Annotated in this window: 30 protein-coding genes; 7 read left to right on the plus strand and 23 right to left on the minus strand. The window is 62.0% G+C overall.

The window, feature by feature from the left end:
* The first annotated feature begins 134 nt into the window (after window positions 1-134).
* Entirely contained in the window at window positions 135-695 is a 561-nt protein-coding gene (locus tag KI611_RS11125; RefSeq protein ID WP_226414346.1) for a phasin family protein, read from the plus strand.
* Window positions 696-946: 251 nt separating this feature from the next.
* Window positions 947-1792, plus strand: coding sequence for an EAL domain-containing protein (locus KI611_RS11130; RefSeq protein WP_226414350.1), 846 nt, complete (start codon window positions 947-949; stop codon window positions 1790-1792).
* A 149-nt stretch (window positions 1793-1941) separates the two neighbouring features.
* On the opposite strand, the gene KI611_RS22155 is transcribed toward KI611_RS11130, so the two are convergent.
* The 9 genes from KI611_RS22155 to KI611_RS11175 all read right to left on the minus strand — a co-directional run bounded on the left by KI611_RS22155 (window position 1942) and on the right by KI611_RS11175 (window position 9477).
* Complete coding sequence (locus KI611_RS22155) at window positions 1942-2826, minus strand: methyl-accepting chemotaxis protein (RefSeq protein ID WP_319002285.1); 885 nt, start codon at window positions 2824-2826, stop codon at window positions 1942-1944.
* Between the two features lie 51 nt (window positions 2827-2877).
* The gene (locus KI611_RS11140) at window positions 2878-3318 is read right to left on the minus strand and encodes a bacteriohemerythrin (RefSeq protein WP_226414354.1); all 441 of its coding nucleotides are present in this window, start codon (window positions 3316-3318) and stop codon (window positions 2878-2880) included.
* A 3-nt stretch (window positions 3319-3321) separates the two neighbouring features.
* Complete coding sequence (locus tag KI611_RS11145; RefSeq protein WP_226414357.1) at window positions 3322-3888, minus strand: hemerythrin domain-containing protein; 567 nt, start codon at window positions 3886-3888, stop codon at window positions 3322-3324.
* Window positions 3889-3923: 35 nt separating this feature from the next.
* Complete coding sequence (locus KI611_RS11150) at window positions 3924-4637, minus strand: ABC transporter ATP-binding protein (protein WP_226414383.1); 714 nt, start codon at window positions 4635-4637, stop codon at window positions 3924-3926.
* A complete protein-coding gene (locus tag KI611_RS11155) occupies window positions 4630-5403 on the minus strand; it encodes an ABC transporter ATP-binding protein (RefSeq protein ID WP_226414386.1) in 774 nt (257 codons plus the stop codon). The genes KI611_RS11150 and KI611_RS11155 overlap by 8 nt, the downstream gene beginning before the upstream one ends.
* Window positions 5396-6364: a branched-chain amino acid ABC transporter permease gene (locus KI611_RS11160; RefSeq protein ID WP_226414390.1), complete on the minus strand. Its 969-nt coding sequence runs from the start codon at window positions 6362-6364 to the stop codon at window positions 5396-5398. Before KI611_RS11160 ends, KI611_RS11155 begins: the two co-directional genes overlap by 8 nt.
* A 3-nt stretch (window positions 6365-6367) precedes the next feature.
* Window positions 6368-7234, minus strand: coding sequence for a branched-chain amino acid ABC transporter permease (locus tag KI611_RS11165; protein WP_226414393.1), 867 nt, complete (start codon window positions 7232-7234; stop codon window positions 6368-6370).
* Window positions 7235-7305: 71 nt separating this feature from the next.
* Window positions 7306-8481 (minus strand): ABC transporter substrate-binding protein, encoded by a 1176-nt coding sequence (locus tag KI611_RS11170; protein WP_226414396.1) that lies wholly within the window; start codon window positions 8479-8481, stop codon window positions 7306-7308.
* 66 nt (window positions 8482-8547) lie between these two features.
* Window positions 8548-9477, minus strand: coding sequence for a catechol 2,3-dioxygenase (locus tag KI611_RS11175; protein WP_226414399.1), 930 nt, complete (start codon window positions 9475-9477; stop codon window positions 8548-8550).
* A 370-nt stretch (window positions 9478-9847) separates the two neighbouring features.
* Here KI611_RS11175 and benA point away from each other — a divergent pair, with 370 nt between their 5' ends.
* The 5 genes from benA to KI611_RS11200 all read left to right on the plus strand — a co-directional run bounded on the left by benA (window position 9848) and on the right by KI611_RS11200 (window position 14769).
* Complete coding sequence (benA, locus tag KI611_RS11180; protein ID WP_226414402.1) at window positions 9848-11188, plus strand: benzoate 1,2-dioxygenase large subunit; 1341 nt, start codon at window positions 9848-9850, stop codon at window positions 11186-11188.
* A 12-nt stretch (window positions 11189-11200) separates the two neighbouring features.
* A complete protein-coding gene (gene benB / locus KI611_RS11185; RefSeq protein WP_226414405.1) occupies window positions 11201-11689 on the plus strand; it encodes a benzoate 1,2-dioxygenase small subunit in 489 nt (162 codons plus the stop codon).
* Between the two features lie 86 nt (window positions 11690-11775).
* Window positions 11776-12783 carry a benzoate 1,2-dioxygenase electron transfer component BenC gene (gene benC, locus KI611_RS11190; protein WP_226414408.1) on the plus strand — a complete coding sequence of 336 codons (1008 nt, stop codon included), beginning with the start codon at window positions 11776-11778 and terminating at the stop codon, window positions 12781-12783.
* Window positions 12784-12813: 30 nt separating this feature from the next.
* Window positions 12814-13590, plus strand: a complete 777-nt coding sequence (locus tag KI611_RS11195; protein WP_226414411.1) for a 1,6-dihydroxycyclohexa-2,4-diene-1-carboxylate dehydrogenase — start codon at window positions 12814-12816, stop codon at window positions 13588-13590.
* A 213-nt stretch (window positions 13591-13803) separates the two neighbouring features.
* Window positions 13804-14769, plus strand: a complete 966-nt coding sequence (locus tag KI611_RS11200) for an AraC family transcriptional regulator (RefSeq protein WP_226414415.1) — start codon at window positions 13804-13806, stop codon at window positions 14767-14769.
* 31 nt (window positions 14770-14800) lie between these two features.
* On the opposite strand, the gene KI611_RS11205 is transcribed toward KI611_RS11200, so the two are convergent.
* The 14 genes from KI611_RS11205 to KI611_RS11270 are packed head-to-tail and all read right to left on the minus strand — an operon-like array spanning window position 14801 to window position 26841.
* On the minus strand, window positions 14801-16840 hold the full coding sequence (locus KI611_RS11205; protein ID WP_226414441.1) for a tail fiber domain-containing protein: 2040 nt from the start codon (window positions 16838-16840) through the stop codon (window positions 14801-14803).
* A gap of 23 nt (window positions 16841-16863) precedes the next feature.
* Window positions 16864-17556, minus strand: coding sequence for a phage tail protein (locus tag KI611_RS11210; protein ID WP_226414445.1), 693 nt, complete (start codon window positions 17554-17556; stop codon window positions 16864-16866).
* A 5-nt stretch (window positions 17557-17561) separates the two neighbouring features.
* A complete protein-coding gene (locus KI611_RS11215; RefSeq protein ID WP_226414448.1) occupies window positions 17562-18503 on the minus strand; it encodes a baseplate J/gp47 family protein in 942 nt (313 codons plus the stop codon).
* 16 nt (window positions 18504-18519) lie between these two features.
* On the minus strand, window positions 18520-20535 hold the full coding sequence (locus tag KI611_RS11220) for a putative baseplate assembly protein (RefSeq protein ID WP_226414453.1): 2016 nt from the start codon (window positions 20533-20535) through the stop codon (window positions 18520-18522).
* A complete protein-coding gene (locus tag KI611_RS11225) occupies window positions 20535-20945 on the minus strand; it encodes a GPW/gp25 family protein (RefSeq protein ID WP_226414456.1) in 411 nt (136 codons plus the stop codon). The genes KI611_RS11220 and KI611_RS11225 overlap by 1 nt, the downstream gene beginning before the upstream one ends.
* 11 nt (window positions 20946-20956) lie before the next feature.
* Entirely contained in the window at window positions 20957-21358 is a 402-nt protein-coding gene (locus KI611_RS11230) for a PAAR domain-containing protein (RefSeq protein WP_226414459.1), read from the minus strand.
* A gap of 10 nt (window positions 21359-21368) precedes the next feature.
* The gene (locus tag KI611_RS11235; RefSeq protein ID WP_226414509.1) at window positions 21369-21950 is read right to left on the minus strand and encodes a phage baseplate assembly protein V; all 582 of its coding nucleotides are present in this window, start codon (window positions 21948-21950) and stop codon (window positions 21369-21371) included.
* Complete coding sequence (locus KI611_RS11240) at window positions 21947-23014, minus strand: phage late control D family protein (protein ID WP_226414513.1); 1068 nt, start codon at window positions 23012-23014, stop codon at window positions 21947-21949. The genes KI611_RS11235 and KI611_RS11240 overlap by 4 nt, the downstream gene beginning before the upstream one ends.
* Window positions 23015-23016: 2 nt before the next feature.
* The gene (locus KI611_RS11245; RefSeq protein WP_226414516.1) at window positions 23017-23643 is read right to left on the minus strand and encodes a LysM peptidoglycan-binding domain-containing protein; all 627 of its coding nucleotides are present in this window, start codon (window positions 23641-23643) and stop codon (window positions 23017-23019) included.
* Complete coding sequence (locus KI611_RS11250; protein WP_226414519.1) at window positions 23643-24671, minus strand: hypothetical protein; 1029 nt, start codon at window positions 24669-24671, stop codon at window positions 23643-23645. Before KI611_RS11250 ends, KI611_RS11245 begins: the two co-directional genes overlap by 1 nt.
* Window positions 24672-24694: 23 nt before the next feature.
* Window positions 24695-24835 (minus strand): DUF6760 family protein, encoded by a 141-nt coding sequence (locus KI611_RS11255; protein WP_226414522.1) that lies wholly within the window; start codon window positions 24833-24835, stop codon window positions 24695-24697.
* Window positions 24836-24852: 17 nt separating this feature from the next.
* Window positions 24853-25224, minus strand: coding sequence for a hypothetical protein (locus tag KI611_RS11260; RefSeq protein ID WP_226414544.1), 372 nt, complete (start codon window positions 25222-25224; stop codon window positions 24853-24855).
* Window positions 25221-25646, minus strand: a complete 426-nt coding sequence (locus tag KI611_RS11265) for a phage tail protein (protein WP_226414547.1) — start codon at window positions 25644-25646, stop codon at window positions 25221-25223. The genes KI611_RS11260 and KI611_RS11265 overlap by 4 nt, the downstream gene beginning before the upstream one ends.
* A gap of 28 nt (window positions 25647-25674) precedes the next feature.
* Window positions 25675-26841: a phage tail sheath family protein gene (locus tag KI611_RS11270; RefSeq protein ID WP_226414550.1), complete on the minus strand. Its 1167-nt coding sequence runs from the start codon at window positions 26839-26841 to the stop codon at window positions 25675-25677.
* Window positions 26842-26847: the final 6 nt, after the last annotated feature.

Raw genomic sequence — 26847 nt, forward strand, 5'->3', positions numbered from 1 at the left:
TTGGATTCATATAAAAACAAATTGGTTGGCTCCCGAAAAGCGCTCGGAATAATGGGGTCGTGCATTGCCCGGCAGCAATACCTTCGCTGCCTGACAAAGCCCACTTCCTTCCAGCCACTACCCCGGAGAATCCCATGCCCTTTCCAGTATCCCGTGAGCAAATCGTCGCCGCCAACAAGGCCGTAGTCGATACGTTTTTGTCGGCCATCAACACCTCATTGAATAGCGTCGAAAAAATCTCCAACCTTAATCTGTCGACCGCGCGCAGCGCCCTTGAAGCCCAGGTCGACAGCTCCAGCGAGCTGTTAGCCAGCCGCGACCCGCACCAGGCTTTGGCCGTACAAAGCGCGCTGGTTCAACCACAACTGGAAAAACTGATCGCCTATTCGCGCAGCCTCTATGAAATTTCCGCGCAGACCCAGCACGAGCTGGTCAAGCTGCTCGAAGGCAAGCATGCCGAATTGAACAAGTCGATTGCCGGTGCGCTCGACTGGTATGGCAAATCTGCCGCCAATTCCGACATTGCCGTCGCCGCCGTAAAATCGGCCATTTCGGCAGCCAACTCGGCTTACGAGAATATCAACAAGGGCGCCCGTCAGGTCGCCGAGATCGCCGAAGCCAGCGTCAGCGCGGCCACCAGCGCCACCGCCCGGGCCGTAGGTGCAACCAGCCAGCCGCGAAAAAAAGCTGCCTAACGAACAACAATGCCTTGGCGGAAACCAGGGCATTGTTGCAATGCTTCGAGCTTCCGCCCGCTCCGACAAGGCATTCGACGAACGATGCAGCCAATATAAGGATATTGGGCGCGCCAAATAAGAAGCGACAAACATCTTAGTTTTGTGGACCGGTCATAGCCGATACAGTCAGCATTCGTACTGATTTTCCACACTAGAAGGCGGCTATTGCGCAGGCAGCACCTGCCGACAAATGGCCAAAGGAGAGCCCAATGCCCCTCAGTGATCTGATCCGCACACTCAACGCGCCCACCGGCGGATTTCCCAAACATTACTCGCGCTCCGGACTCGACCAGCCGTTCGTTGCAGCGAATGGCAGCGTCTTCCTACACTATGCGAACATTCGCCTGGAATCCAAGTTTCTGCCGATTGTGGACACCGCGACGGGAAAACTCCATGGTCACGCCGCCTCGCTTCAGGCCTTTGGTCTTTCCAACAAGATACAGATGGCGCCGGAAGCCGTATTCGTATTGCCGACCGACGATGAAGAGTTTGTCTACCTCGACCGCCTGGTGCGCACGCTGCATGCGTTGAATTATCTGACCAAACCGGCCCGCGGCAACTTGCTGCTCAAAGTCCACTCGCGCCATGTGCTCAGCATTCCGGCCCATCACGGACTGGCCTTCGAGGAAATACTCAGGCCGTGCGGCCTGTTCCCGGAGCAGGTCACGCTGGAAATCGATACGGACGGAATTCTGGAAACCGATCACCTGATTCGTGCCGTCACCAGCTATCGCTCGCGCGGCTACGGTATCGCGATCGGCCAGTTTGGCCGCAGCAAGCTTGATTTTGGACTGCTCCGCGAACTGCAGCCGGATATCATCAAGCTCGACCACTTCCTGCTCTCCTCGGCCCGTCCGCTAAAGCGCATTGTCGATTGCCTGCACCAACTCCCCAGCCGGGTCATGATCGAGGGAAAAGACACCAACACGCTGCGCCGGATAGAAATCGCCGCCGAAATCGACCTGGTGCAGGCCAATGTGCCAGCTCGTCGCTTACTGCACGCCGTTCCTTCGCTGGCGGCAAAGGCGTGGGATGGCACCCGAAGTGCAGCCTAGCCATTGCCGGGCAAGGATTTTCATGGCTTGCGGCAAACGGATGGTATGCGTGCCAGCACTCACGATTTAGCGACAAGTAACATAGACAGATCAAGTGGCTGCTGGCAGCCCAAATATTTAAAGCATTTTCGACATTACTGAGCCCCAACTCATTGCTGCCTGGCCTGGATCAAGAACTCGGCCAGCTGACTGCCGATAGCCCGCTGTTTCTGGATTGCCTGGGTAATCTGGGTGACGACTTCGAGCCGCCGCTGCGCGCCAGCCTGAATGTCAGCCATCGCTTCCTGCGCACTGGACGTCACGCCGCGTCCGGTAGTGACTGCGGCATCGGTCTCCCTGACGGCTGCCGAGGCATCGCGGGAGGTCGAATTCAGATCGTTGGCGATCTTGCCGATCTGTTCGCTGGCGGCCCGGGCCTGCTCGGCCAGCTTGCGCACCTCGTCGGCGACCACGGCGAACCCGCGACCGGCATCGCCGGCGCGTGCCGCTTCGATCGCCGCATTCAAGGCCAACAGATTGGTCTGTTCGGAAATCTGCGTGATCGAGGCAACAAAGCCGGTGATGTGGCTCGACTGCTGGGCCAGCAATTGCAGATCTTCCTGCGCCCTTTTCAAGCCGACATCCAGCTTGTCGATTTCGGCGCTGGCCCGGTGCATCAACACGAATCCGCTGCCCACCCTTTCACCACTCGCCTTGGCCAGGGTATTGGCGGTCACCATGTCGGTCAGGGCCTGATCGACGACTGCGATCAGCTCGTCGGTCAGTTGATGGGCGCTGTCGAGCGCCAGCTTGAGCGCCGGCCTGTCGGAAGCCGAAGTATCGGCAAGCAGATGGCGCTCGACCTCAAACGACTGCTCCAGCTCGGCCAGTTGCCTTTCGAGGCCGGCAACTACTTGCCGGCTCTCGGCCAGCGCCAGTTCCAATGCTGAACGCTGCTGCTTATCCTTTTTTCGCCACCAGGCCCCAAAAACTACGCTGGCAATCAGTAACGATCCGCAGGTGATCGCCAGAACCGTGAAAACGCTTTCATGCATATGAGCTGTCACTTCCAACCACTATGAAGAATAAAAATCGAGTCCGCCACATCAGGCTTTAGCGTGCGCTCGTCTCAGGACCAGTGGCGCGCCGCCATGGGCTCGTTTGACCAGCCAGCCGGCCAGCGCCGAATCCAGGTAGTCGGCATGACCGGGAAACCACGCCATCAGGGCTGACGCCAGTTCCCGACAAAGCCCGACATCACCATCCACAAGCTGTTGTTGCACCGCGTACACCGATGCCAGGACCTTGTTGTGTTCGTCGATGTGGCACTCGCGGGCGGGAAAGCCATGCGCTTCCATCCAGGTGTTTTCCTGCGCGAAATGCGCTTCGGCATGCCGGGCGAAGGCGTCTAGTGCCTCCGGCAGAGCTGCGTCGTCCGCCGTCAGCAGGGCATCGACCCGTTCGACGAATTCCCGGTGGGTGTCGTCCATCGCCGCATGGCCCAGCAGATAGCGATCGTCCCAGGCGAAAGTCTCAGCTTCGTTCATGGACTACCCCAGCCCGACCGGCGCCGGCGCCATGTTGACGATCTTCGAGAACAGGCCGGCGTACTGACCCGCCGCCCCTTGCCAGGGGTTGTCGTTGGCGAGAAAGGCCGCGTCGATTTCCGCCCAGTCTTCGGCCGTCAGACACGCCCTGGCCAGCGGGAATATCTGTTTCTCCTCGGTATTCATATGCTGCCACTCTTGGTCGAGGTAGGTTTGCAGCGTCTCGTAGAAGGCTGCGAAACCCGCCGTCCCGGCTTCGCGATAGGCCGCCAGCGAGGCACGCAGGGCGTTGATGCGCGCCTCGCCCTGGCGATGCTCCTCTTCCAGATGCTCGATGATCGGCAGCGCCTCGGTGCTGCGCAAGCGCAGCTTGGCAAACAGGTACTGATCTTCCTTCGGGTGATGCACCTTCTCCGGCACCTTGTCGATGTACTCGATCATCGCCGAGAGCAATTCGAAATCGGGCTTCAGGCGCCCTGCTTCGATACCCATGGCGATGGTCCGGATACCGCTGAGCATGGCGGCCAGGGCGCGATGCTCGTCGTGAATAATGTCGATGGATTTGGTCATGGCAATCATTTCCTTGCAAAAAATAGCCGATCCGCTCAGACGCCGAGGTGTCGCCGGATCAATTCGGGTTGGTCGCGAACTTCCTGACTGCTGCCGTCGAAAACCACCTCGCCCTTGACCAGGATCATCGCCCGGTCGCAAATGCTGGTGACCGCCCCGTGGTTCTTGTCGACGATCACCGTGGCGATGCCGGTCTTGCGGATTTCCTTGACGATGCGCCAGATTTCCATGGCGATCAGCGGCGCCAGCCCTTCGGTCGCTTCGTCGAGAATCAGCAGGTCGGGATTGGTCATCAGGGCGCGGCCGATGGTCAGCATCTGCTGCTCGCCACCGGACAATTGCCAACCGCCGTTGTTGATCCGCTCGCCGAGGCGCGGGAAGGTTTCCATCACGCGGTCGAAAGTCCAGTTGCGCTGGCCATCGATGCCGCAACGGGCCGACATCTGCAGGTTCTCGCGGACCGACAGGTTGGGGAAGATGCCCCGCCCTTCCGGTACATAGGCGATGCCGCGCTGGGCCGTCCGGTAGGTCGGTGCCCGGGAAAAATCATCGCCGCGCACCAGTACCCGGCCGTGCCGGGGACGGACGATGCCGAGCATGCTCTTGATCAGCGTCGATTTGCCCATGCCGTTGCGGCCCATCAGCGCGATGCCCTCGCCCTGGCGGATATGGAAATCGATACCGTGCAGGATGTGGCTGGCCCCGTAATAGCTGTGTACTTCCTTGGCTTCGAGCAGCATGTTAGACATGGAAACTGTCCTCCTGACCCAGATAGGCTTCCTGAACGGCAACGCTGGCCTTGATCTGGGCCGGCGGCCCGGATTCCAGCACCTGGCCGTTGACCATCACGGTAATGGTGTCGGCCACCGCAAAAACGGCGTCCATGTCGTGTTCGACGAGCAGGATGGCGCGGTTCTGCCGTAAGCGCTTGAGCACCTCGACCATCTTGGCCGACTCATCGGAACCCATGCCGGCCAGCGGTTCGTCGAGCAACATCACCACCGCATCGGTGGCCAGCACCATGGCGATTTCCAGCTGACGCTGTTCGCCATGGCTCAGGCCGCCGGAAATCCGTTCCACCCGCTGGCCCAAACCCGCCTCCTCGATGCAAGCGATTGCCTTGTCGAGGGCCCAGCACTGCTCCATCGCCTTGCTGAAAAGGCGCCACGGCTGCTGATTCCGCGACTGGGCGGCGAGCCGAACGTTTTCGAGGACCGTGAAGGCGGGGAAAATATTGGTGCGCTGGTAGCTGCGACCGATACCGACCAGGGAGCGCTGGGCGGCACTCAAGCCGGTGATGTCCTTGCCCATAAACAGAATCTGGCCCTCGCTCGGTGGCAGATCGCCGGAGAGCATGTTGATGCACGTCGACTTCCCTGCCCCGTTCGGCCCGAGCAGGACATGCACCTTGCCGCGCAACAGATCGACGCAGACATCCTGATTGGCGACCAGGCCGCCGAAGCGACACGTGATCTTCCGGGCGACCAGCAGCGCCTCGTTTTCGACGTTACTCATTGGCGCCTCCTCCTTGCACGGCCCGCCTGATGCGACCCGGAATGGCGGCAAGTCCGCCCGGCAGGAACAGAACGGCGGCAACGATGGTGCTCCCCATCAACAATTGCCAATGCTTGGTCCAGTTTCCGAACACCTCCTGCATGCCGGTGAATACGAAGGCCCCGGCAATGGCGCCAGGAAGATTGCCCATGCCGCCCAGGATCACCATCAGCAGCACGTTGCCCGACTGATGCCAGGACAGCAGTTCGGGCGTCACGAAGCCGAAAACGACGGCATAGAGGAAGCCGGCGATGCCACCGAGACCGCCGGCCAGGGCGAACGCCGCCAGCTTGTAGCGAAAGGTCCGGTAGCCCATCGACTGCATGCGGTGTTCGTTGCTCTTGATGCCGACCAGGACGCGACCGAACGGCGATTGCAGGATACGGACGAGGAACAGGTAGACCGCCACCAAGGTGCCCAGGATGAAGTAATAAAGGTGCGTCGGGTTATCCAGATCGAACGGCATCCAGCCGGCAATTTCGGCGCTCGGCTTGACATTGAGATAGATACCGTCGGAGCCGCCGCCGAGCGGTGTGTCGTGGAAGACGAAGAAGGCCAGCTGGGCGAAGGCCAGGGTCACCATGATGAAGTAGATGCCCCGGGTGCGCAGCACGAATAGACCGACGAACAGCGCCACCAGCGCCGATAGCAGGACCGATGCCGGAAAGACCAGCCACAGGCTGGCCGCTTCGTACTTCGGACTCAATTGGGCGACGGCATAAGCCGCCACGCCGAAATAGGCGGCATGACCGAAACTGACCAGGCCGGTAAACCCGACCAGCAGATCGAGGCTCATCGCGAAGATTGCCAGAACCAGCGTCTTGGCGATCAACTCGACATAGAAGGATTCGCCGGTCAGCGGCACGCCGGCGAGAATCGCCAGGACGAGCAGCTTGAGAATCAGGGAAGCTTGAGCATTCATTTCTCAGCCTTTCTTGAAGATGCCTTCGGGGCGCCACAGCAGCACGGCGGCCATCACCAGATAGACGACCATGCCGGACAGTTCGGGCAGCAGAACCTTGCCGAAGGTGTCGGCGAAGCCGACGATGAGCGCCGCCGCCAGGGCTCCCCAAACCGAACCGATGCCGCCGATGACGACGATGACGAAGGAGATGATCAGCACGTGATTGCCCATGTTCGGAAAGACCGAGGAAATCGGCGAGGCCAACATGCCGGCCAGCGCGGCCAGCGCGACGCCGAGCGCGAAGACGACGCGGTAGATCATGTTGATATTGATGCCGAGCGCCTCGACCATGGTCCGGTCGTGATTGCCGGCGCGAATCATCATGCCCAGCCGGGTGCGCTGGATGACCAGGTAAAGGGCGATGGCCAGGACAATGCAGACGGCCGAGATGACCAGGCGGTACACCGGATAGTTCAGCACCTCGGTCAGCGGAATCGACCCGCCGAACATCGCCGGGATTTCGACGCCATGAACTTCGTCGCCGACCAGCAGGCTGCGCACTTCCTCGAAGACCAGAATCAGACCGTAGGTCAGCAGCACCTGTTCGAGGTGATCACGTTTGTAAAGATGGGCGAACAGCGCCCATTCGAGAAAGGCGCCGAAGAGCAGCGCCAGCGGAATACCGAGCAGGATGGCCGAGAACAGGCTACCGGTGGAACTGGCCAGGACGAAAGCGAGGTAGGCGCCGATCATGTAGAAACTGCCGTGCGCCAGATTGATGATGCCCATGATGCCGAAAACCAGCGTCAGACCGCTTGCCACCAGGAACAGGAGCAATCCGTACTGCAGCGAGTTCAACGTCTGGATCAGGAAGGAAGCGAAATCCATGTGAGTCCCCGATCCGGCAGGCCTTGGCCTGCCGGACTGCTAATAACCGAAAAGGGAAAAGGCCGGCAAGCTCAGATCTTGCAGCCGCGTGCCGGATCGGCCAGTGCCTTGACGGCGGTACTGAGCACCTTGTTCTGTCCCCCCTGCACTTCGCGCAGATAGATGTCCTGCACCGGGTTGTGCGCCCGCGACAAGGTGAATGCGCCGCGCGGGCTGTCGATCCGGGCCGCCTCCATGCCCTTGATCACCACATCCTGCTTCGCGGCGTCGCCAGCCGCGGCGCTCAAGCCGGCCTGGTAGAGCTGGGCGGCGTCGTAACCCTGCACGGCATAGACATCCGGCTGCATCTTGTAGGCCTTCACGTAGCCGAGCCGGAAGGCGGAATCCTTCTTGTTGTCGAGGCCGTCGGCGTAATGCAGCGTGGTCTGCACCCCCTTGCCGGCCTCACCCATCGCATCGAGGTTGCCATCGGTCAGGAAGCCGGGACCGTAGAGCGGAATGCTGTTCTTCAAGCCGGCGGCGGTGTAATCCTTGACGAACTTGGCGGCGCCGGCCCCGGCGAAAAAGACGAACACGGCATCCGGTTTCAGCGCGGCGATTTCCGTCAGAAAAGGCTGGAACTCGACGTTCGGGAAGGGCAAGGTCATGTCCTTGACGACCTTGCCGCCGCCCTTTTCGAAGGCCTCCTTGAAGCCCTCGACGGATTGCAACCCGAAGGAATACTTCCAGGTAACGGTGACCACTTTTTTCATCCCCTTCTGCGCCACCACCTGCCCCATGGCGTAGGCCGGCTGCCAGGCGGAAAAGGAAGAGCGAAAGACGTTGGCAGCGCAGAGCGGGCCGGTGATTTCATCGGCCCCGGCATTCGGCACGATGAGCAGGGTCTTGTTCTCGCGGGCAACCTTGGCCATGGCCAGGGCGACGCCGGAATGCACGGTGCCGACCAGAACATCGACCTTGTCGCGCTTGACCAGCTTGTTGGCGTTTTCGGTCGCCTTGGCCGGGTCGGATTCGTCGTCCACCGTGTAGTACTCGATTTCACGGCCGGCCAGCTTGCCGCCGTTTTCCGCGACATATTGCTTGAATCCGTTGGTGATGGCATTGCCCAGCGCGGCGTAGGTACCGGTATAGGGCAGCATGAAGCCGATCTTGACCTTGCCTTCCGGAGCGGCCTGCGCCGCCAGGCCGGCGGTCGCCAGGGCCACACCGAGAATCAGCTTGCCTAGCGCATTGATCTTGTATGTCATTTGTCTCGTCCTTGTTCTAATGGGTTCTGCAGAAAATCAGATGAAACGGCCGCCGACGCGTCCCTCTCAGGTGACGACGCTCAGGAAGCGTTCGTTGAGCTGGCGGTCGTGATAGAAAATTCCGGTGCCGACCTCCGCGAAGGTCCACGTCTTGGTCGGGTAATCGGGATAGGTTTCATAGCCCTGGGCAAACGTCTCGAAGCGGTTGCCAGAGGGGTCGAAGGCATAGATCGTCGCGCCGCGGGTAATGCCGTGGCGGGTCGGGCCGATGTCGATGGGCACGCGGTTCATCGACATCAGGTCGGCGGCGCGCAGCACCTTCTCCCAGCTTTGCAGCAGGAAGGAAATGTGATGCAGCTTGTTCGGTTCCGGATGCCGAACAAAGGCCAGGTCATGCGCCTTGTGACCGCACGAGATGAAGATCGCCAGCAGCGATTCGCCGTCTTCGAGCAAGACGCGTTCGACCAGGTAGAAACCAAGAACTTCGGTAAATAGCTTGAGATTGCCGTCGATGTCCGGCCCATAGAGCAGCGCATGGTCGAAGCGGATCGGCGCCATGCCGTGTTCGGCCTCGGCCGTCCACGGATCGGGATTGGTGTCGGATTGGCTGTTGCCGACACAGGTTTTCTCGGCATACAGCTCGACAGTGTGGCCGGTCGGAATCACGAAGCGCACGCGTTCGCCGGTTTCCAGCAGATCGCCGGCCGCCATGCGCTCGGTCTTGACGCCATAAGCCTGCAGATCGGCATCGAGCTTTTCCAGCGTCGCCCGGTCACGCACCTTGAAACCGATGAAATCCATGCCGGCGCTCTCGGCCTGACGCAGGATGACGCTGTGGTGATCGTGCTCGTCCCAGGCCTTGAAATAGACCCGCCCGGCGGCGTCACGGCCGGTTTCGACCAAGCCCAGGACATTTCCGTAGAAATGGATGCTTTCGTCCATGTCCAGCACGCGCACTTGCACGTGGCCGGGGCGCATTACACCGGTTGTTGCCATTCGTTTGCTCCTCGTTTGAATGTCGGGATTGCCGTATCGCTTCGGATTCCTCCGGGGATTAGGCCGGCCGGTGGCCGGAGTGAACTTCCGGCGCTGTCTTTTGCTGCTGACATACCCGCGAGTCTCCGTTGGTTTATGAATTTTGTGCCTGCCCGGGCCGGGCGGGTGAGCCCCCGGGAAGAATATGGAGCGTAGATTAGTGGCGATACCGCCCCTGCAATATCCGGTTTCTGCAGGACTTCTATCCGTTTTATGCAATTGATTAACTAATGCAGAATCCGGATACAGATACTGCACAAACTGGATATTTCGCCCGCTCTCCGCTCCCTACCATGCGATCTCCGTGCAAATAACAAAGGAGACTCCGGTCATGAGTATTACCAAGGATTATCTGGACGCCCTCGTCGAGAAGGACGAGGCAAAGGGCCTGTTCCGCTGCAAGCGGGAAATGTTTACCAATGAGGAACTGTTCGAACTCGAGATGAAGCACATCTTCGAGGGCAACTGGATTTATCTGGCCCACGACAGTCAGCTGCCCAAGGTCAACGACTACTACACGACGAAAATCGGCCGGCAGCCGGTCTTCATCACCCGCAACAAGGACGGCCAGCTCAATGCCTTCATCAACGCCTGCGCCCACCGCGGGGCCACGCTCGCCCGCTACAAGCGCGGCAACAAGGGCAGCTTCACCTGCCCGTTCCACGGCTGGACATTCAACAATTCCGGCAAGCTGCTGAAGATCAAGGACCCGACCGACACCGGCTACCCTGCCGCCTTCAATTGCGACGGCTCGCACGATCTGAAGAAACTGGCGCGCTTCGAGTCCTACAAGGGCTTCCTGTTCGGCAGCCTGAAGGCCGATGTGCAGCCGCTGACCGAATTCCTCGGCGAATCGACCAAGATCATCGACATGATTGTCGACCAGTCGCCGGACGGCCTGGAAGTGCTGCGCGGCGCCTCGACCTACGTTTACGAAGGCAACTGGAAGCTGCAAGCCGAGAATGGTGCGGACGGCTATCACGTCACCGCCACCCACTGGAATTACGCAGCCACCCAGGGCCAGCGCAAGGAAAAAGACTGCGGCGACGACATCCGTGCGATGAGTGCCGGCGGCTGGGCGAAAAAGGGCGGCGGCTCCTATTCCTTCGAAAACGGCCACTTGTTGCTGTGGACGCGCTGGGACAATCCGGAAGACCGTCCGCTGCACCATGTCCGCGACGAACTCGTCGGCAAGTACGGTGAAGCCCGCGCCAACTGGATGATCAACAACTCGCGCAATCTCTGCCTGTACCCCAACGTCTATCTGATGGACCAGTTCAGTTCGCAGATCCGCGTCTTCCGCCCGCTGTCGGTCGATCGCACCGAAGTCACCATCTACTGCATCGCCCCCAAGGGCGAAGCGCCCGAGGCTCGCGCCCACCGCATCCGCCAGTACGAGGATTTCTTCAACGCCTCAGGCATGGCGACGCCGGACGATCTGGAAGAGTTTCGCGCCTGCCAGGAAGGCTTCATGGGCCGTTCCTACGAATGGAACGACATCTCCCGGGGCGCCGCGCACTGGGTCAAGGGGCCCGATGCCGAAGCCGACACGATCGGCCTGAAGCCGCTGCTCAGCGGGGTCAAGGTCGAGGATGAAGGACTTTATGTCGTCCAGCACAGCTATTGGCTGGAGCAGATGCAGAAGGCCCGGGCGGCCGAAGAACAAGCATAAGGAGACAACAGCATGAGTATTTCCTACGAAAACGTTTGCGCCTTCCTCTACCGTGAAGCCCGCTATCTCGACGACCGCGACTGGGACAGCTGGCTTGCCCTGTACGCGGAAACCGCCTCGTTCTGGGTGCCGTCATGGGACGACGACGGCGAACTGACCACCGATCCGCAATCCGAGATTTCGCTGATCTGGTACGGCCGCCGCGCCGGCCTCGAAGACCGCGTCTTCCGCATCCGCACGGAACGCTCGAGCGCGACCATTCCGGACACCCGAACCTCGCATCATCTGAGCAATATCGAAATCATCGAGCAGGCCGACGGCATCTGCCGGTTGCGCTTCAACTGGCACACCATGAGCGTGCGCTATAACTGCACCGATCATTTCTGCGGCACCAGTTTCTACACCCTCGATGTTTCCGGCAGCAGCCCGCTCATCAAGGAAAAGAAGGTGGTTCTGAAGACTGACTATATTCGTCACGTCATCGACGTTTACCACCTCTGATAACAGGCGGCCTCCCCCTTTGCGGGGAAGGCCTCGCGGGGGAAGCATGAATGCCCCCTGCGCCGCCGACAACAACGGAGACACCCATGACCCACCAGATCGCCCTCAATTTCGAAGATGGCGTCACCCGTTTCATCGACTGCAAGCCGACGGAGACGGTGGCCGATGCCGCCTACCGCCAGAGCATCAACGTTCCGATCGATTGCCGCGACGGGGCCTGCGGCACCTGCACATGCTTCGTCGAAGCCGGCGAATTCACCATGGGCGAATACATCGAGGACGCCCTCAGCCAGGCCGCTGCGGCCGAGGGCTATGCATTGAGCTGCCAGATGTACCCGAAGAGCGACTGCGTGCTCCGCATTCCGGCCTCTTCCGAAGTGTGCAAGACCAGACAGGCCAATTTCAGCGCCACCATCAGCGAAGTTCGCCAACTCTCCGCCAGCACGCTCTCGTTGACGCTGCACGGCGAAGCGCTCAACAAGCTGGCTTTCCTGCCCGGCCAGTACGCTAACCTCCAGGTGCCGGGCAGCGACCAGCACCGGGCCTATTCCTTCAGCTCGATGCCGCGGGACGGCAGCGTTTCCTTCCTCATCCGCAATGTTCCCGGCGGTCTGATGAGCGGCTTCCTGCGCGAGCGCGCCCAAGTCGGCGACAGCATGGTCCTGGCCGGGCCGCTCGGCTCCTTCTACCTGCGCGACATCCGCCGGCCGGTGCTGATGCTGGCCGGCGGCACCGGCCTGGCGCCCTTCCTCGCCATGCTCGCCAAGGTCGTCGCCGCAGGCGGCAGTGCCCATCCCATCCACCTGATCTACGGGGTCAATAGCGATACCGACCTGGTCGAGGTCGACAAACTTGCTGCCTTTGCCGATGCGCTGCCCAACTTCACCTACGCGCTGGTGGTGGTCAGCCCGGACAGCACCCGGCCGAGAAAAGGCTACGTCACGCAGCACATCGACGCGGCGCAGCTCAACGACGGCGATGTCGACATCTACCTGTGCGGTCCGCCGCCGATGGTCGAAGCGGTGACGCAAACCATGCGCGAGCGGGCCATCCATCCGGCCAGCTTCCACTACGAAAAATTCGCTGCCGCCTGAATGGCGGTCAGCCAGGCAAAGGAAGACAGCATGCAAAATCGTTTTGAAAACCAGGTTGCCGTGATCACCGGCGCCGGACAGGGCATCGGTCGCCGGGTCGCCGAACGGATGGCCGCCGAACGGGGCCGGCTCGTTCTGGTCGACCGGGCCGAGATCGTCCATGAAGTCGCCGAGGAACTGAAAAAACAGACCGAGGTCATTTCGCTGACCGCCGATCTGGAAAAATTCGCCGATTGCCAGCGCGTCATGGACGCCGCCAAGCAAGCTTACGGTCGCCTCGACATCCTGATCAACAATGTCGGCGGCACCATTTGGGCCAAACCCTACGAGCACTACGCCGAAGAGGAGATCGAAGCGGAAGTCCGGCGCTCACTCTTCCCAACCCTGTGGTGCTGCCGGGCCGCCCTTCCTTACATGCTCGAACATGGTAAGGGAAGCATCGTCAATGTCTCGTCGATCGCTACCCGCGGCGTCAACCGCGTTCCTTACGGTGCCGCCAAAGGCGGCGTCAACGCCCTGACGGGCTGCCTCGCCTTCGAAAACGGTGAACGCGGCATCCGCGTCAACGCTACCGCGCCGGGCGGAACCGAAGCCCCGCCGCGCCGCGTTCCCCGCAACGCCAACCCGCAAAGCGAGCAGGAAAAGATCTGGTATCAGCAGATCGTCGATCAGTCGGTGAACAGCAGCCTGATGAAGCGGTACGGCACGCTGGACGAGCAAACGGCGGCAATCCTCTTCCTCGCTTCTGACGAGTCTTCCTACATCACCGGGACGGTCCTGCCGGTTGGCGGTGGCGACCTCGGCTAGCCGCCGCAACATTTCGACACCCCGACGTGCCAATCGGCTGACTGCCGATTGGCACGTTTCGCATCCGCCTTCGTTTTCACCCGATAATATTTTTTAGGTAAATAGATTCACCATGTCGTAAAATCGAGATTGTTGCGAATTATCGATAATATCCGCAGTCATCCGTTCCGGAACTGCCCGATGCTGTCTTAACGATAGAAAGGAGCGCCGACCATGTCTTTCCATTTTCTGGACAAGAAAAGTCTGGTCTATTCAAGCGCGGACCCATACGAGGTCTCGAACTACGTCAATCAACATGTCGGATCGCACAACCTTCGTCTGATGCGCAAAGGACAAGACGGCGCCGTTCTCAATCATCGCAAACTGGGCCGGGTCGATCTTTGCCGAATCACCTACGGGAGCGAAGCGCATGTCAAATCGGACGGACTCTCCGATTTCTACCACATGCAAATCATCCTGAAAGGGCTGTGTCGCTACGAAATCGCCGGCCACACCACCGACTTCTCGGCCGGCCAGTTGTTCCTGATCAATCCGGACGATCCGATCGACCTGACCTATTCGGAGGATTGCGAGAAGTTCATCCTCAAGATTCCGAACATGCTGTTCGATGAGGCTTGCCAGGAACATCACTGGTGCAAACCGGCAACCGGCATCAAATTCTCGCCGCTCCCCTACTATTTCCACGAAATCGAAAGCCTGCTCTACCTGACGACGCTGATCTGTCAGGAAGCCGAATCCGGAGAAGGAACGCCGCAGGTCCATGGGCACTACAACCGCATCGTGGCAACCAAGCTGCTGACCATGCTCAAGCACAACGTAGCGCTTGCCACACCGTCGCATCAATGCGTTTCATTTGAACGTCTCGAACAATACGTCGAAGACAACATCAAGCGGGATATCAGCGTCGAGGAACTGGCCCGCTACGCTCAGCTCAGCCTGCGTTCGCTCTACCTGCTGTTCGAGAAATACGCCAGCACGACACCCAAGAATTTCATTCGCCAGAAAAAGCTCGAACGCGTCTACGCGGCGCTGATGGACCCGGCGAGCAAGATCGCCAACATCACGGCGGTCGCCATGGAATATGGCTTTACTCACCTCGGGCGTTTTTCCGAGTGTTACAAGAGCACCTTCGGCCTCCTGCCGTCTGATTCCCTGCGCCAGCGCCAGGCCCGCCACTGAGCATCGCGCCGGCCAGCGGCGCGAGCCGATGCTAGGCCTTGCCCGCCGCCTCGAGTTGGGACAATCGGGCCTCCAGTGTCGAGATCGCCTGCTGCTGGTCTTTGACGACGCGAACCAGGGCGGCAATGATGTGGTTGGGCAAAATGCCGTCGCGACCTTCCGTCGCAACCGCGGGCGGCACGTCCTCGGCGATGAATCCCAGACATTCGACCTGACCGGGATCGTTCTTGAAGCGGAAGCTCACCGGCTCCATCGCGCCGATGATATCTGCCGCCACGGCGCCGGGCAGCGGCTTGATGTCGTCCTTGAGCGCCCGCGACGACGGCGTTGAAACCCGGCCACGGATTTCGACGTTCGCCCAGTCGGATCCGTAATTGATGACCAGCGTATTGGTGTTATCGACCAGCGCCCGTCCCTGCCAAGGCGAACCGTTGTGGCGGACGCTATTCCCGATACAGAAGTCATGGACCCGGACGTGGGCAAAGGTATCGCCCTCCGCCACCTCCAGCTTGCCGAGCGTACCGGTGACTTCGAGATTGCCATCGATGCGGGCATTTCCGACAACCTGCAGCTTGGCGACCGGAGCGTTCGTGCCGATTCCGACGCTACCCGACGGCATCAGCGCGATGTGATCGTCGGCATCGTTGGCTGTTCTGAATTCAAGGGTCGTGGCCTCGCCGCTCCTCGCGTAATAACGTATCGAGGCGGCATCGCCGGTGCCACCAAAAACATCCCTGGGGAAGAGGATTCCGGCATTTTCGCTATTCCCGGCGGCCGGCATGATGGCCGCGCCGGAAACCTGCAGCTTGGCCTTGACCTGAAGCTCTCCCTCGACCGTCAGGTTGCCGTTTCCGCCGCTCAGCTTGCTGACCGTGACGCCCTGCCGATTGAGCAGGAACAGCGCTTCGTTGCCGTGGATATTGACGCGCCCGACGTCGTTCTGAATGCTCAGGACATCGCTGCTGGCATCGCCGAAGCCGATCCACGCTTTGCGTCCGGCCGTCATGCCTTTCGGATACCACTGGATATAGCCGTGATCGCCGCCCTCCAGATTAAGCAAGGCACCATTGCCGGTGACATGGAGCTTGGCCGCTGGATTGCCGTTGCCGATGCCGACCTTGCCGTCGCCGCGCAAGATGAAATGCGTCAGGTTGCCGGCGCCGCTATCGCGAAACCTGGCGAAATGGCTTGCCGCGGCATTGGCCGGGGTTCCGAATGACTGCACGTCGACCGTCATGGCGCTGACCGGCGTTGTCGCCGCCTTGGCGTTGACATGCAGGGCGCTACCCGGCGCGGCGGTGCCGATCCCGACGTTGCCCCCGCTCGGCGCCAGCAGCGTCGTACCGTCGCGGCGCAGTTCGAACTGCTTGGTCGCCGGTTCATAGCTCCATATCTCGAACGCATTCGGCGTCACGCCCCAGCCACCGCCGACCGCGGCGGTATACAGGTTCCAGCTGACGGAAGCGCCGCCCGCGCCGCGATTGCTCAGGCCCAGCTTGCTCAGGGAAGGTCTGTTGTCGGCCCCCGGATCACGGCTTACCGTCAGGCCCTGAAAGCGCGCCTCGGCGTACTGCCGGACCGACGGGTCGATGGCGCCGCTGACCCGGCCGTTGGTCGCTACGTTGAGTTTGGCGATGGGCAAGGCGACGCTCCGGTCGATGCTGCCTTCGTCCAGAACGAACTTGACCGTCACCGACTCCTCGATGCGGGTGTTGTCGCTGACATCGGCATCGGGGGTTTGCTGGTCGACTTCGGCCTCGCCGTACTGCAGCGTGACGACATAGGTCAGGCTGCTCGCGCCGCCGGGCGGAAGACTGACGATCAGCGGGGCAGCGACCACGATCTCCCGACCCTGCCCGTCGACGCCGAGGCCGGGCGAAATGGCGATCCTGGTCGTATCGCCCGGCGCTGGCGTGACCTGAAACCCGTTGTCGACAATCCCCGCGCCGTAGATGGCCTGATTGCCCCGCCGCCGCATGCCGACGTGGTAGTCCTGCTCGGCCTTGAAATCGAGGGCTTCGAGAAACTGGCCGGTAAAATATCTCAGTCTTTTGATCGGATCGCCTGCCATGGTGGGCTCCTAAGGAAACGTGTTCATGATCTCGGGGTCGCCCCGAGCCGGGTATTGACACCGACTTGGACGGAATAGCTGGTCGGCAAGGTGACGTTGCTCGGCGCCGGCGGCGGCGCCTGCTTTTGCCCGATGCGCATGGTGGTGACTGCCGGAATGAGCAGATAGCGGGTATGCGCCGGTTTCTCCAGACGGATCACCGAATGGGCGAGTTCCTTGGCACGATCGAAGGCTTCCTGACTGTCACCGGTTTTGATCGTCTCGAGATTGAGCAAGACCTCGAAATAATGCGGTTTGCCGTCGATCTGGTCGCGGATGATGACATCCCTCGAGGTGAAGATGGCCAGCAGTTCCGCCATGCTTTGCTTGGTGCCGCGATAACGGTAAAGCTGTGCCATCCGGGCGATGAATTTGCGCCGGATGGCGTTGTCGGTAGCGGCCACCTGCGTTATGTCGGAGCGCAAGGACAAGGCCAGCCAATGGCTCAGCCAGGGCAGGAATTCGTCCGGCGCACCGTCGTCGGCATTGTTGCCGGGTGTGAAATGGCGGGCCAGGTCGTTGACGGTCTGTTCGATGGCCCGCGGATTGCTGCCCAGCACGCTGCTGACGTCGTCGGCGCGGCCCAGCAGCAACTTCTCGAAGGCCCTCAGGAAGGGCTCCATGGCCGTATCCTCCCGAAACACCTCGGGCAGGTATTGCAGTAGTTGGTTGTCCATGTGATCTACCCTTCCGCCACCATCTGGGTCTGCCGGAGCACGCTGATCTCCAGCCGGCTGACCCAGAGCAGTTCGTCGGGCTGCAGCCACAAACCAACCTCGTGACCGTTTTCATTGATGTTGCGCCCCTGGATCGTTGTCCGGATGACCGGCTGGTTGCCGCTCTGCGTTCTGACCGGGCAGACGTAATCGATGCCGTCCAGCGAATCCAGCATGGCGTAAAGCTCGGAAACATAGACCGCCTGCCCGAAAGGCCAGCCCTTGCCTGCCGCACCGCCGACCTGCGCCGAGAAATAGTCGCGGATGCGCTGGCCGATCAGCGCCTTGATCACCCTTTCGTCCTGGTCGACGAAAACATGTGCTTCGATGCGCACCGAGATCGGCAGGAAGCGCGCCGGGACGACATGCAACCGGGTCGTCAGCAGGCAACGCGGCGCTAACGCCGCCATCACCGTTTGCCGCAGTTCGTCGGTCGCTGCCGGCTGCTGACCGGGCGGCGACCGCAGGGGAACGATTGCCAGGCTGACGTGGGCCGGCGCATCGGCATAGGGCGATGGCGCCTCGACATTGAGGCGCGGCAGGGCGCGGGCGCGGGCAACGCCGTCGACCATTCCGGCCCGGATTTCAAAATCTTCGGCGGTGATCGCCCGCAGTTCCTCGCGCTGGTCAACTACCGCCAAGCGAATTTCCTCATCGATCGGCCTGGTTAGGGTGTATTCCGGGCCGCGCAACAGCCTGACGAATGCCCGCTGGTTCGCCTCGCTCACCCGGTTGGCCCGGTAGATCAGCATCTCGGCGAGGTAGGCGAACATCTCGATCAGCGTAATGCCGGGGTCGGACGGATTGTGGTCGGTCCATGAAGGCGCCAGGCCGGGAATCAGGCGCTTCCCTTCGTCAAGGAGATCCGCGAAACGGCGGTCGTCCAAATTGGGCAGTGGAATACTCATTGGCGCTCCATGGAACTCAGGAAGTGATCACGCGGTGCTGGCCGGAACAGATCAGGAAACGCTCGGTGGCCTCGATCGCTTCGACGGGATCGCCGGTACATCCGAAAGGCCTTTCGTCGGCGGAAAGCGAAATACTGAGATAGGAAACATGGTCGATCCCGGCAACCGAACGAATCAGGCGGTGGATGTCGGAATCGTGCGGCCGACGCCCGAACGGCCAACCCAAGCCGCCCCGACCGGCAAGCGGGTGGAGGTAGGCAGCGAACGCCGCGCCGAGTTCGCGCTTGACCCGATCGTCGAAACGCAGCGATGCGAGATGCAGGTGGACCTCGATATTGACCCGCAGATACAGCGGCCCGACGACCGACAGCGAAGTGGTGGACAGGCTGTTCTTGCGCAGGTATTCGCCAACGCGCTCGATCAGGGCGCGGCTCGGCAATGGCTTGCTGTCGGAGGTTTGCGGCACGACGATGACGCTGACCTGGCCGGCGCCCTGCTCTTCGTCGGCCACCGTGGAGATTACCTGGCATGGCTGCGCTGCCAGGTCGATGAGCGGCACGCACAAGGCCCGGGCAACGTCGCCGGAAGCGAGCCGGGCGAGATCTTCGTAATCCTCGCTGGTGACGGCGCGACCGCGATGGCGCAAGGCCCTGGGCGCCCGATCGAGGACCGAATCGGTAGTTTCGCCGGCGGCGCCGCCAGCCGCCGCGACATGATTGCTGACTTTGCGGATCAAACGATGACCGGCGACCAGCGTTTTCAGTTGCCCGACGGCGATATTACCCGCCGCCCCGCCGCCGGTCTGATAGTGGCCGAGCCGGACGTTGCGCGTACCCGAGGGCGGGATCATGCCCAGCTTGCCATCGCCGAAGCGGATCTCGCCGGTGCTGCGATCGACGATGTAATGGCGATCTTGCGGTGTCGAACCGTAGAAATTCGGGACCTCCTGCCAGAGACTCCATGCTTCCTCGGCGGCACCGGCCGCGGCCTGTCGTTCGAGCACTTCAAGCCGCTGCCCGGGAAGGACCGGCTTGCGAAAAGCCATGAAGCTTTGCCCGGCGTTGCCGTTGCTCGACCCCAGCACTTCGTTCCGCATCGACATGGCTTGTTGCGCGAATACCGTATTCAGCGCCACCCCCTTCAGCCGCGGTGCCGGCCGGTAGATCGCCGGATTGACCGGCCCCTCCAGGCGGGCGCGGACCCAGAACAACTTCCGCTCGAACAGATGCCTTTGCTGGCGGGTGAAATCGGCTGGCACCAGGAACTGCACGCCGCCGCTCCGCGTCAGCGATTCGCTTTCGTCCTCGACCAGGAGCGGCTTCCAGGTTGTGGCGCCGGCGCTGTATTCCCACACCACGCGGGTTGCCGGCCCGGGACCGACGACCTCCCCGGTCGAATCGTATTTCGCATTGCTGATGAAGAAAAAGAGCGAAACCGGTCGGTTCTCGGGAAACGCCCGGCCCTTCGCCAGATCCAGTCCGAAATGGAAGGTCTCGGCCTGGTCGAAGATGCCCTCCTGCTTGTCGGCCCTTTCTTCAGCGCCCGATGCGTTGAGGATCAGCCGGGTCACATCGCGAGCCGGCAGGCCGTTGTTCGGTGTTTTGTCGAAGGCGCTGAGTTCGAGGGTGGTCACCCAGAGATCGCTGGTCGTTTCGAACACCAGGGGTTCGCTGCTGCCGGCCGGCGGCTCGGCCTGGGCACGTGTTCCGGCGGCGATCGAGAATCCTTCGCTGGCCGTCCCCTCCACGAAAAAGCTCAGCGGCACCTGGGCAGGCAGCGGCGGCACGGGGACGTTGCCGAGCAGATCGAGAAATGCCAGGAAGTTCTTTTCGGCAGCCCGGTTGACGCGGTCGATGACCAGCCCGCAGTAGTGCGCGAACACGCCGGTCAGGGCGCGCCCGGCCTCGCCGCCGTCATCGCCGGGGCGCCAGTAATGCGGGGCGCCGGAAAGATAATGGCAAAGCAGCCGGCGGGTCTGCTCGGCGATATCGGTCGATGTGCGGCCGTCGATCAGCGGCGGTTTGAGCGTCATCAGGCTTCTCCGCGTTCGAGGTAGAAGGGATAGACGAGGTTGAAGACCGAGTCGGTGCGCTTCACCCGGTAGGCAATCTCGGCCCGCAGTTCGCCCATTTCCGGCAAGGCGACGACGGCGATATTCCTGATCTCGATGCGCGGCTCGTACTGCATCAGGGCCTCCGCGATCCGGTGCTGGACCAGCGCGGCGGTCACGCCAGTCATCGGCTCGAAAGCCAGCTGGTCGGCGCCAGCCCCGTATTTCGGCCGCATCACCCGTTCGCCCTGGGCGGTCCGCAGAATCAGGCGGATCGACTGTTCCACCTGAGTTTCGTAGGCATTCATGGCAATCGCCCCGCCAGCCAGGCGTAGCGGAAAGGCGATGCCGCGGCCGAGGACTTCGTCGCCATTGCTCGAGTTGTTGTTCATGTCTGGCCTCCTCAACCGCCGAGACAGACCGTGGCGGTCGTTGCATTGGCGACCTCGACCTGACCATTGCCCGGTATCGGCGGCTCGCTGCAGGTCGTTGCCTGGTCGCCGTGCCGGGCGGCGGCTTTGCTGTTTATTTTCACGGTGGCGCTTCCGGAAAAGACCGAGCCCTTGTTTGAAGGTGGCACGGCAAAACTGTCGGAACCGGCATTGTGGGCCGGGACATTGTCTGCACCGCTGCCCACCACTGCCGCGAACTGGCTATTGATCCGGACGTTGCCGCTCAAGCCGCTGGCAATGCTGCCGGAGAATGAGAAGCTGCGCGGCTCGCTGACACCGTTACTGCTCAGCACCACGGTATGGGTATCGTTACCTTTGATCTTGTCGCCGCTTTTGGCCGCTGCCTTGCCCATGTCGTCTCCCTTAAGGGTTGAGGTCCACGATTTGGCCCTTGATCGTCGTATTGCCCCTGGCCTTAACGTCCACCGTGGCATCGGTGGATTCGATCTTCAGGGCATTCTGCGCGGTGATGCTGATCGTCTTGCCGCGCAGCACGAGGTCGCCATCTGGCGCTTCGATGCTGACGACATTATTCTTCGAGTCGATCAGGATCCGGTTCTTTCCCGTCTTGTCGACGATCTCGATACGCTCACCGTCGGCCTGGTCGATCAGCCGGATCTGGTGGCCGCTGCGCGTTTTCAACACCTTGATATCGTTGTTGCCGTCGGCGTTGCTGGCCGGCGGCTGGTCGATGCTGCTCCACAGGCTGCCGATGACCACCGCCTCGTTCGGCGAACCGTTGACGAAAGCCACCAGCACCTGGTCGCCGACCTCCGGCAAGAACAGCGCGCCGCGATCGTCGCCCGCCATGAACGACATCACGCGCGCCGGGTAGGAACCGGCCTGGTCGGAGAAGCCTTCGATCGCAATGGCGATCCGTCCCTGGTCATCCAGCTTGTTGTCCTTGACGATCGCCACGTACACCCCGCTCTTGTCCCAGTTCATGGCTGCTGCCTCATTTCGAAGGAAGTGCGGTAGCCGCCCTGGTCGATGGTGTGCTGCGCGCGCTCGACGATGTAACGGCTGCTGAAGCGTCCGAGGTTGGCGAGCAGCAGCGTACTGCCGACGCGGATATCCGGATTTCCCACCGCGCAGCCTTCGGCGCTGAGCTGGTTGCGGCGTTGCTCGGCCAGGCTCGCGTCGGCCAGGCGCTGCGCTTCGTCGATGGTCCGCACCGTGCCGTCGGCGTAGATCACCCGGGCCGAATTCGCAGCCCCGACGATCTGCGCCTGGCCGGTCAGTGAAAGCCTGGATACGTAATCCTGCGCCTGACTGATGCTGGCCCGCGCTGAAAATGCCTGCTTCTGGCCGGCATCCCAGCCGCGCACCTCCACCGCGCTGACATGGCCGGCCGTATTCAGGCGGGCCGAGAACGAAACCAGATCGCGGCCGCGAGCAACGGTGACCTGCGGGGCCGAACGCACCCGTTTGAAAAAGAGGATGCCGTTTTCGACCCACAGCTGGTAGTCGTTGGCCGCCGTCAATTCCTGCAGGTAATCGAGATCGCTGACGTTGGACTGGACCCGCCGGTCGCTGCGCGGTCCGGTCGGATCGACCGTGGCGCCAAGCTGCAGGTCGCCGGCAATTTGCTGGACGATGGCGCTGTCGGTCAGCCCTTCGCGAAACTCGCGATAGCGGGTGCCCCGCGAGCCGGCATGCAGCCCGTCGAAGCCCTCGACGCCCAGGGTCAGACCACCGCTCTCGCCGAGCTCGACCGATATCGAGGTAATTTCGCCCGCGATAACCGGCTGCAACTTGCCGACATAGCCCATGGCGATCCCCACCTTGCGCCCCTCGGCAAATAACCCGTCGACGGCGTCCACCAGCGTCAAGGTGGGATCGTTGATCTGGAGCGAGAACGAGGCCGGTTTGTTGGCCACCTGCGTCACGCCGACCGACAGGATGGCCCGCAGCAGCGGCGCCGGCAGCGCAGCCCCTTCGATGGTCAGGGCGTAGGCGGGAACCATGATGCCTGGCACTGGCAAAGCGAAGTTTTGCGTCAGGTCCATGCTCAGCCCAGCCGCGGAATCTGGAGATGCGCCCCGGCGGACAGTCCGCGCGGGTCGTCGACGTTGTTGGAAGCGGCAATCAGTCGCCACTGGGCCGGATCGTCGTAGACCGCTGCGGCTATGGCCTGCAGCGTATCGCCCGCCTTGGCGACATAGGCCGTCACCTGCTCGACCTGGGCCACGGGAACGGCGGCGATCAGGCTTTCCAGGCTGTCGTGGCCCTTGAATTCGACCGTCAGATGGGCGCGCAGCGGCATGCCGGCGGCGTTGAAGTAATCGAACTCCTGCCTGACGCTGACCAGGAAACAGGGAAATGCCAGCGATCCCCAGAGCAGCAGCAGGCGTGGCGGCGCCCGGGTGACCGTGGCCGGCTCGGTGAGATTGGCGATGGCGGCGGTCGCCGTGCGCACATCGACGCCGCTGTTGGTGGTGTCGAAGAACAACTCCATGCTCAGGCTCTTGGCGTTGCCATTGACGAACTGCAGTACCGATGACGGCAGGCCCGGGATCTTGAGTTCGGCGAACTGGTTGGTCTTGGACAACTCGTACTTGGGCGGGTTGAACATGGCGGGGATCGGCGGCGATCCGGGGACGTCGAGGTTGACGATTACAGCCTTGGTGAGCGCCATCAGTAGCCTCCCCCGCGTTCGCGCTCAAGACGCGCCTGTTGTTTGAGGACCCGTGCCACCTGCTCTGCCACCTGGCCGATATCCGCCCGGCTCAAGCGGGCCGGCAGGCTTGGAGTTTGCGGCGCGGATGTGTCGGCGGCAGCGTGCATTTGCCCGGCCGCCACCGACTGCTCCGGCTTCGCCTGTTCCGCGGGAGCGGCCGGCAGCAGGCGCATGTCCATTCCGGCCAGCCCCCGGTTGTGACGAGCCTGTTCGAACAAGGCGTCGACTAGGGCCGAAGGGGCCATCGGCGCCGCTTGGCGGATCGGCGCGGCAGCCGCCGCCACCCGGAATTCCGGGCCTCGATGCGCAAACACCAGGCGCCCATCGCCAGCGGTGGCACCCGGCGCCTGGCTTTGCGGTGGCGCGGCGCGGCGACCGCCACTCGAATCCTGCGGATAGCCCTGCTTCGTGGAGCTTGGTACGGGCAGCGCCCTGTGGTCCGTCCGCTGCGGGCTGAGTAGATTGACCGGTTTGGCGACGCTGGCCGGTCGCCAGGGCGTGGCCAGGGTCAGTGGAGCCATGCTGGCCCCAACCGAACCCTCCGCCGGGCCCGACAGCGAAGGAACCGCACCTCGGGCAACCGGCAGCATGGGCGGCGTTTTTTCCTCAAGGATAGGCCCAAAACCGTTCGCTGCCCCGCCCTGGCGCCCGACGGCCACAACCGGGTGCGACGCGTTGTACACCACGCTCGACTGCTGGTAGATAGATTGCCGCCCGAAGCGAATCTGCAGGCTGATCGGCGCCAGAACCGTCCACGCCGGCCGGAAAAACTTCAGTTCCGGTGCCGAAGGGGCGAACGCCGCGCCATCCACTTGTTCCTGCCCCGAAGAAGCGAGCGTCAGCTGGAGACGGCGGTTGACCGCAACGCTCTGGCGCGACGCCAGATGCGCCAGAAGCTGCCGGCCGGCGCCAAGTGCCGGCGGTATCCAGGTCTGGCGGCTGGCTACCGGAACCAAGGTGCCGTCTGCTTGCATGTGGTCTTTCATTGCCCCTTGCCGATCATCGTTTGTTACTGCTGCGGTTTGTCCAGTGCCTCGTTGATGCGCGAAATCTCCGCAACCCAACGGCGGCGCTCGCCATGCTCCATGTTCATCAATTCGGCGACCGACCAGTGAAAGTGAAAGGCGATGAAGGCTACCTCCTCGTACAACCGGTCGAGGGGGTAGCCTAGGATTCCCCCACCGGTGCCGTCTCCATCTCGAATGCGTTCTGGCAATGCGGACAAGTCACCGCCAGCTTGCTGCTTTGCGAGCTGTTGATGCGGTTGTAGAAGTCCTGCAGGTATGCCAGATCGGAAGCGAACAAGCCCTCGATGACCTTGGGATTGATGACCTCGAGCACCCCCAGCCGGACCACGACACGGGCCAACAGGATCACCACCAGATAGGCCGGGTTGCCCTGCACGCGCGGGTCCTTTTGCGGCAGGATCTCGTCGGCGGCGGTGGCCAGGCGCATCGTCCCTTCCCGGTGGATATTGCCGGCGCTATCGACATAGCCCCTGGGCAGCACGAACTCGAATTCGGTGGCGAAGTCGTTCACGCGCGCTCCAGTCGTTCGCAACTGATGGTCAGCGTATCGATTGCCACGTCATTGCCCTTGCCGCTGAAGTCCGGCGCATCGTACTTGCTCGGCCAAGCGGTGAAGAAGTTCCAGCGGACCTTCTCCTGGCCGACATCGTCAAGCAGGATGATCGAGCCGTTCCGGCGCTCGACCTTGCCGTTGAGCGCCGTGCGGTGCCAGTCGTAGAGTTCGCGCGAATCGGTGACGCCCCACTTCAGGGTGATGTCCGGATAGCTGTTCTTGCCGGGTAGCTTGCGCACCGTCGCCGCATCGCCGCCTTCGCGGTATTCGATGACCTCGACGTTCGAACCGAAACCGCTGCAGTCGGAAAAGCCCGCCTGCGTGATGCCGTCGATTTCGAGCAGGAAACGGAAGTTCTTGTACGGATCAACTCTTGCCATATCGTTCTCCTAATGCCGGAAAAGGGTCTCAACTGCCTGTCGTCTGCTGGATGCGGAAAATCACGAACTCCGCCGGCTTGACGATGGCGACGCCGATCTCGGTGACTACCCGGCCAAGTTCCCGGACATCGGCCGGATTGGTGTCGGCGTCGCATTTCACGTAAAAGGCCTCTTTCGGCGTTTCGCCGAACAGGGCGCCGGCGCGCCACTCGTTGGTCAGAAAATCGGTCAGGGTACGGACAATCCGCTTCCACAAGGAGGACGTATTGGGCTCGAAGACCACCCATTGGGTACCCTCGTCGATCGACTCGCGCAGATAGTTCATGTAGCGCCGGGTACTGATATAGCGGTACTCGGAATGCGCCTCGTCGGCCCGCGTCCGGCCGCCCCAGACTTTCAGGGCGCCATTGAACTCGCGGATGACGTTGATGCCTTCCGGATTCAACCCGTCCTGCTGGGCCTTGCTGATCCGATAGCCCAAGCCGAGCGCCCCCTGCACCACTTCATTGGCCGGCGCCTTGTGTACGCCGCGCGTCGCATCGTTGCGCGCATAGATGCCGGCAACGTGGCCGCTGGGTGGAACGATGACGGTGCCGCCGGTCGCCGAGGTCGGGTCGTTGACCTCGATCCACGGGAAGTAGATGGCGCCATGGCTGCCCGTCTCGCTTCTGGCGGTCAGGCTGATGTCGGTCGCGGTGATGGTCGCCGGGGTCTTCACCCCATCGAGGACGGCAACCCGGTCGCCGGTATTCTTGCAATGGTCGAGCAGCGCCTGCTGAACCGTCTGGCTGGTGACGCCAGGGGCGGCGACGATGGCGATTTCGTCGATGGCGGCCAGATCGCTGAGTTCGTCGACACCGGTGCTCAGATCGGCCTCGGCTGCTACCCTGACCACCCAGCAGCGCGTGCCGCCGTTGTGGAAGAAGCCGAATACCGCATGCGCCAGGAAGGCGTTGCCGCTCTGGATCTCCCCGAACTGCGTGACGAAATCGTTCCAGCAGGTGACCAGGTACGGCTTGCTGGCCGTGGCGACAGGGTATTTGCTGCCCGAGCCATCCGGTTTGGCCGGCATGGTGATGTTGTTCGGCACCACGCCGAGGAACCCGGCCGTGCTCGTACCGACACCGGCAATGGGCTTGGACGAGGGCGGCACGTCTTCGACGTAGACCCCGGGGGACAGGTAAGGATTGGGCATTGCACT

It is taken from the genome of Dechloromonas denitrificans (genome assembly GCF_020510685.1).
GTDB lineage: Bacteria > Pseudomonadota > Gammaproteobacteria > Burkholderiales > Rhodocyclaceae > Azonexus > Azonexus denitrificans_A.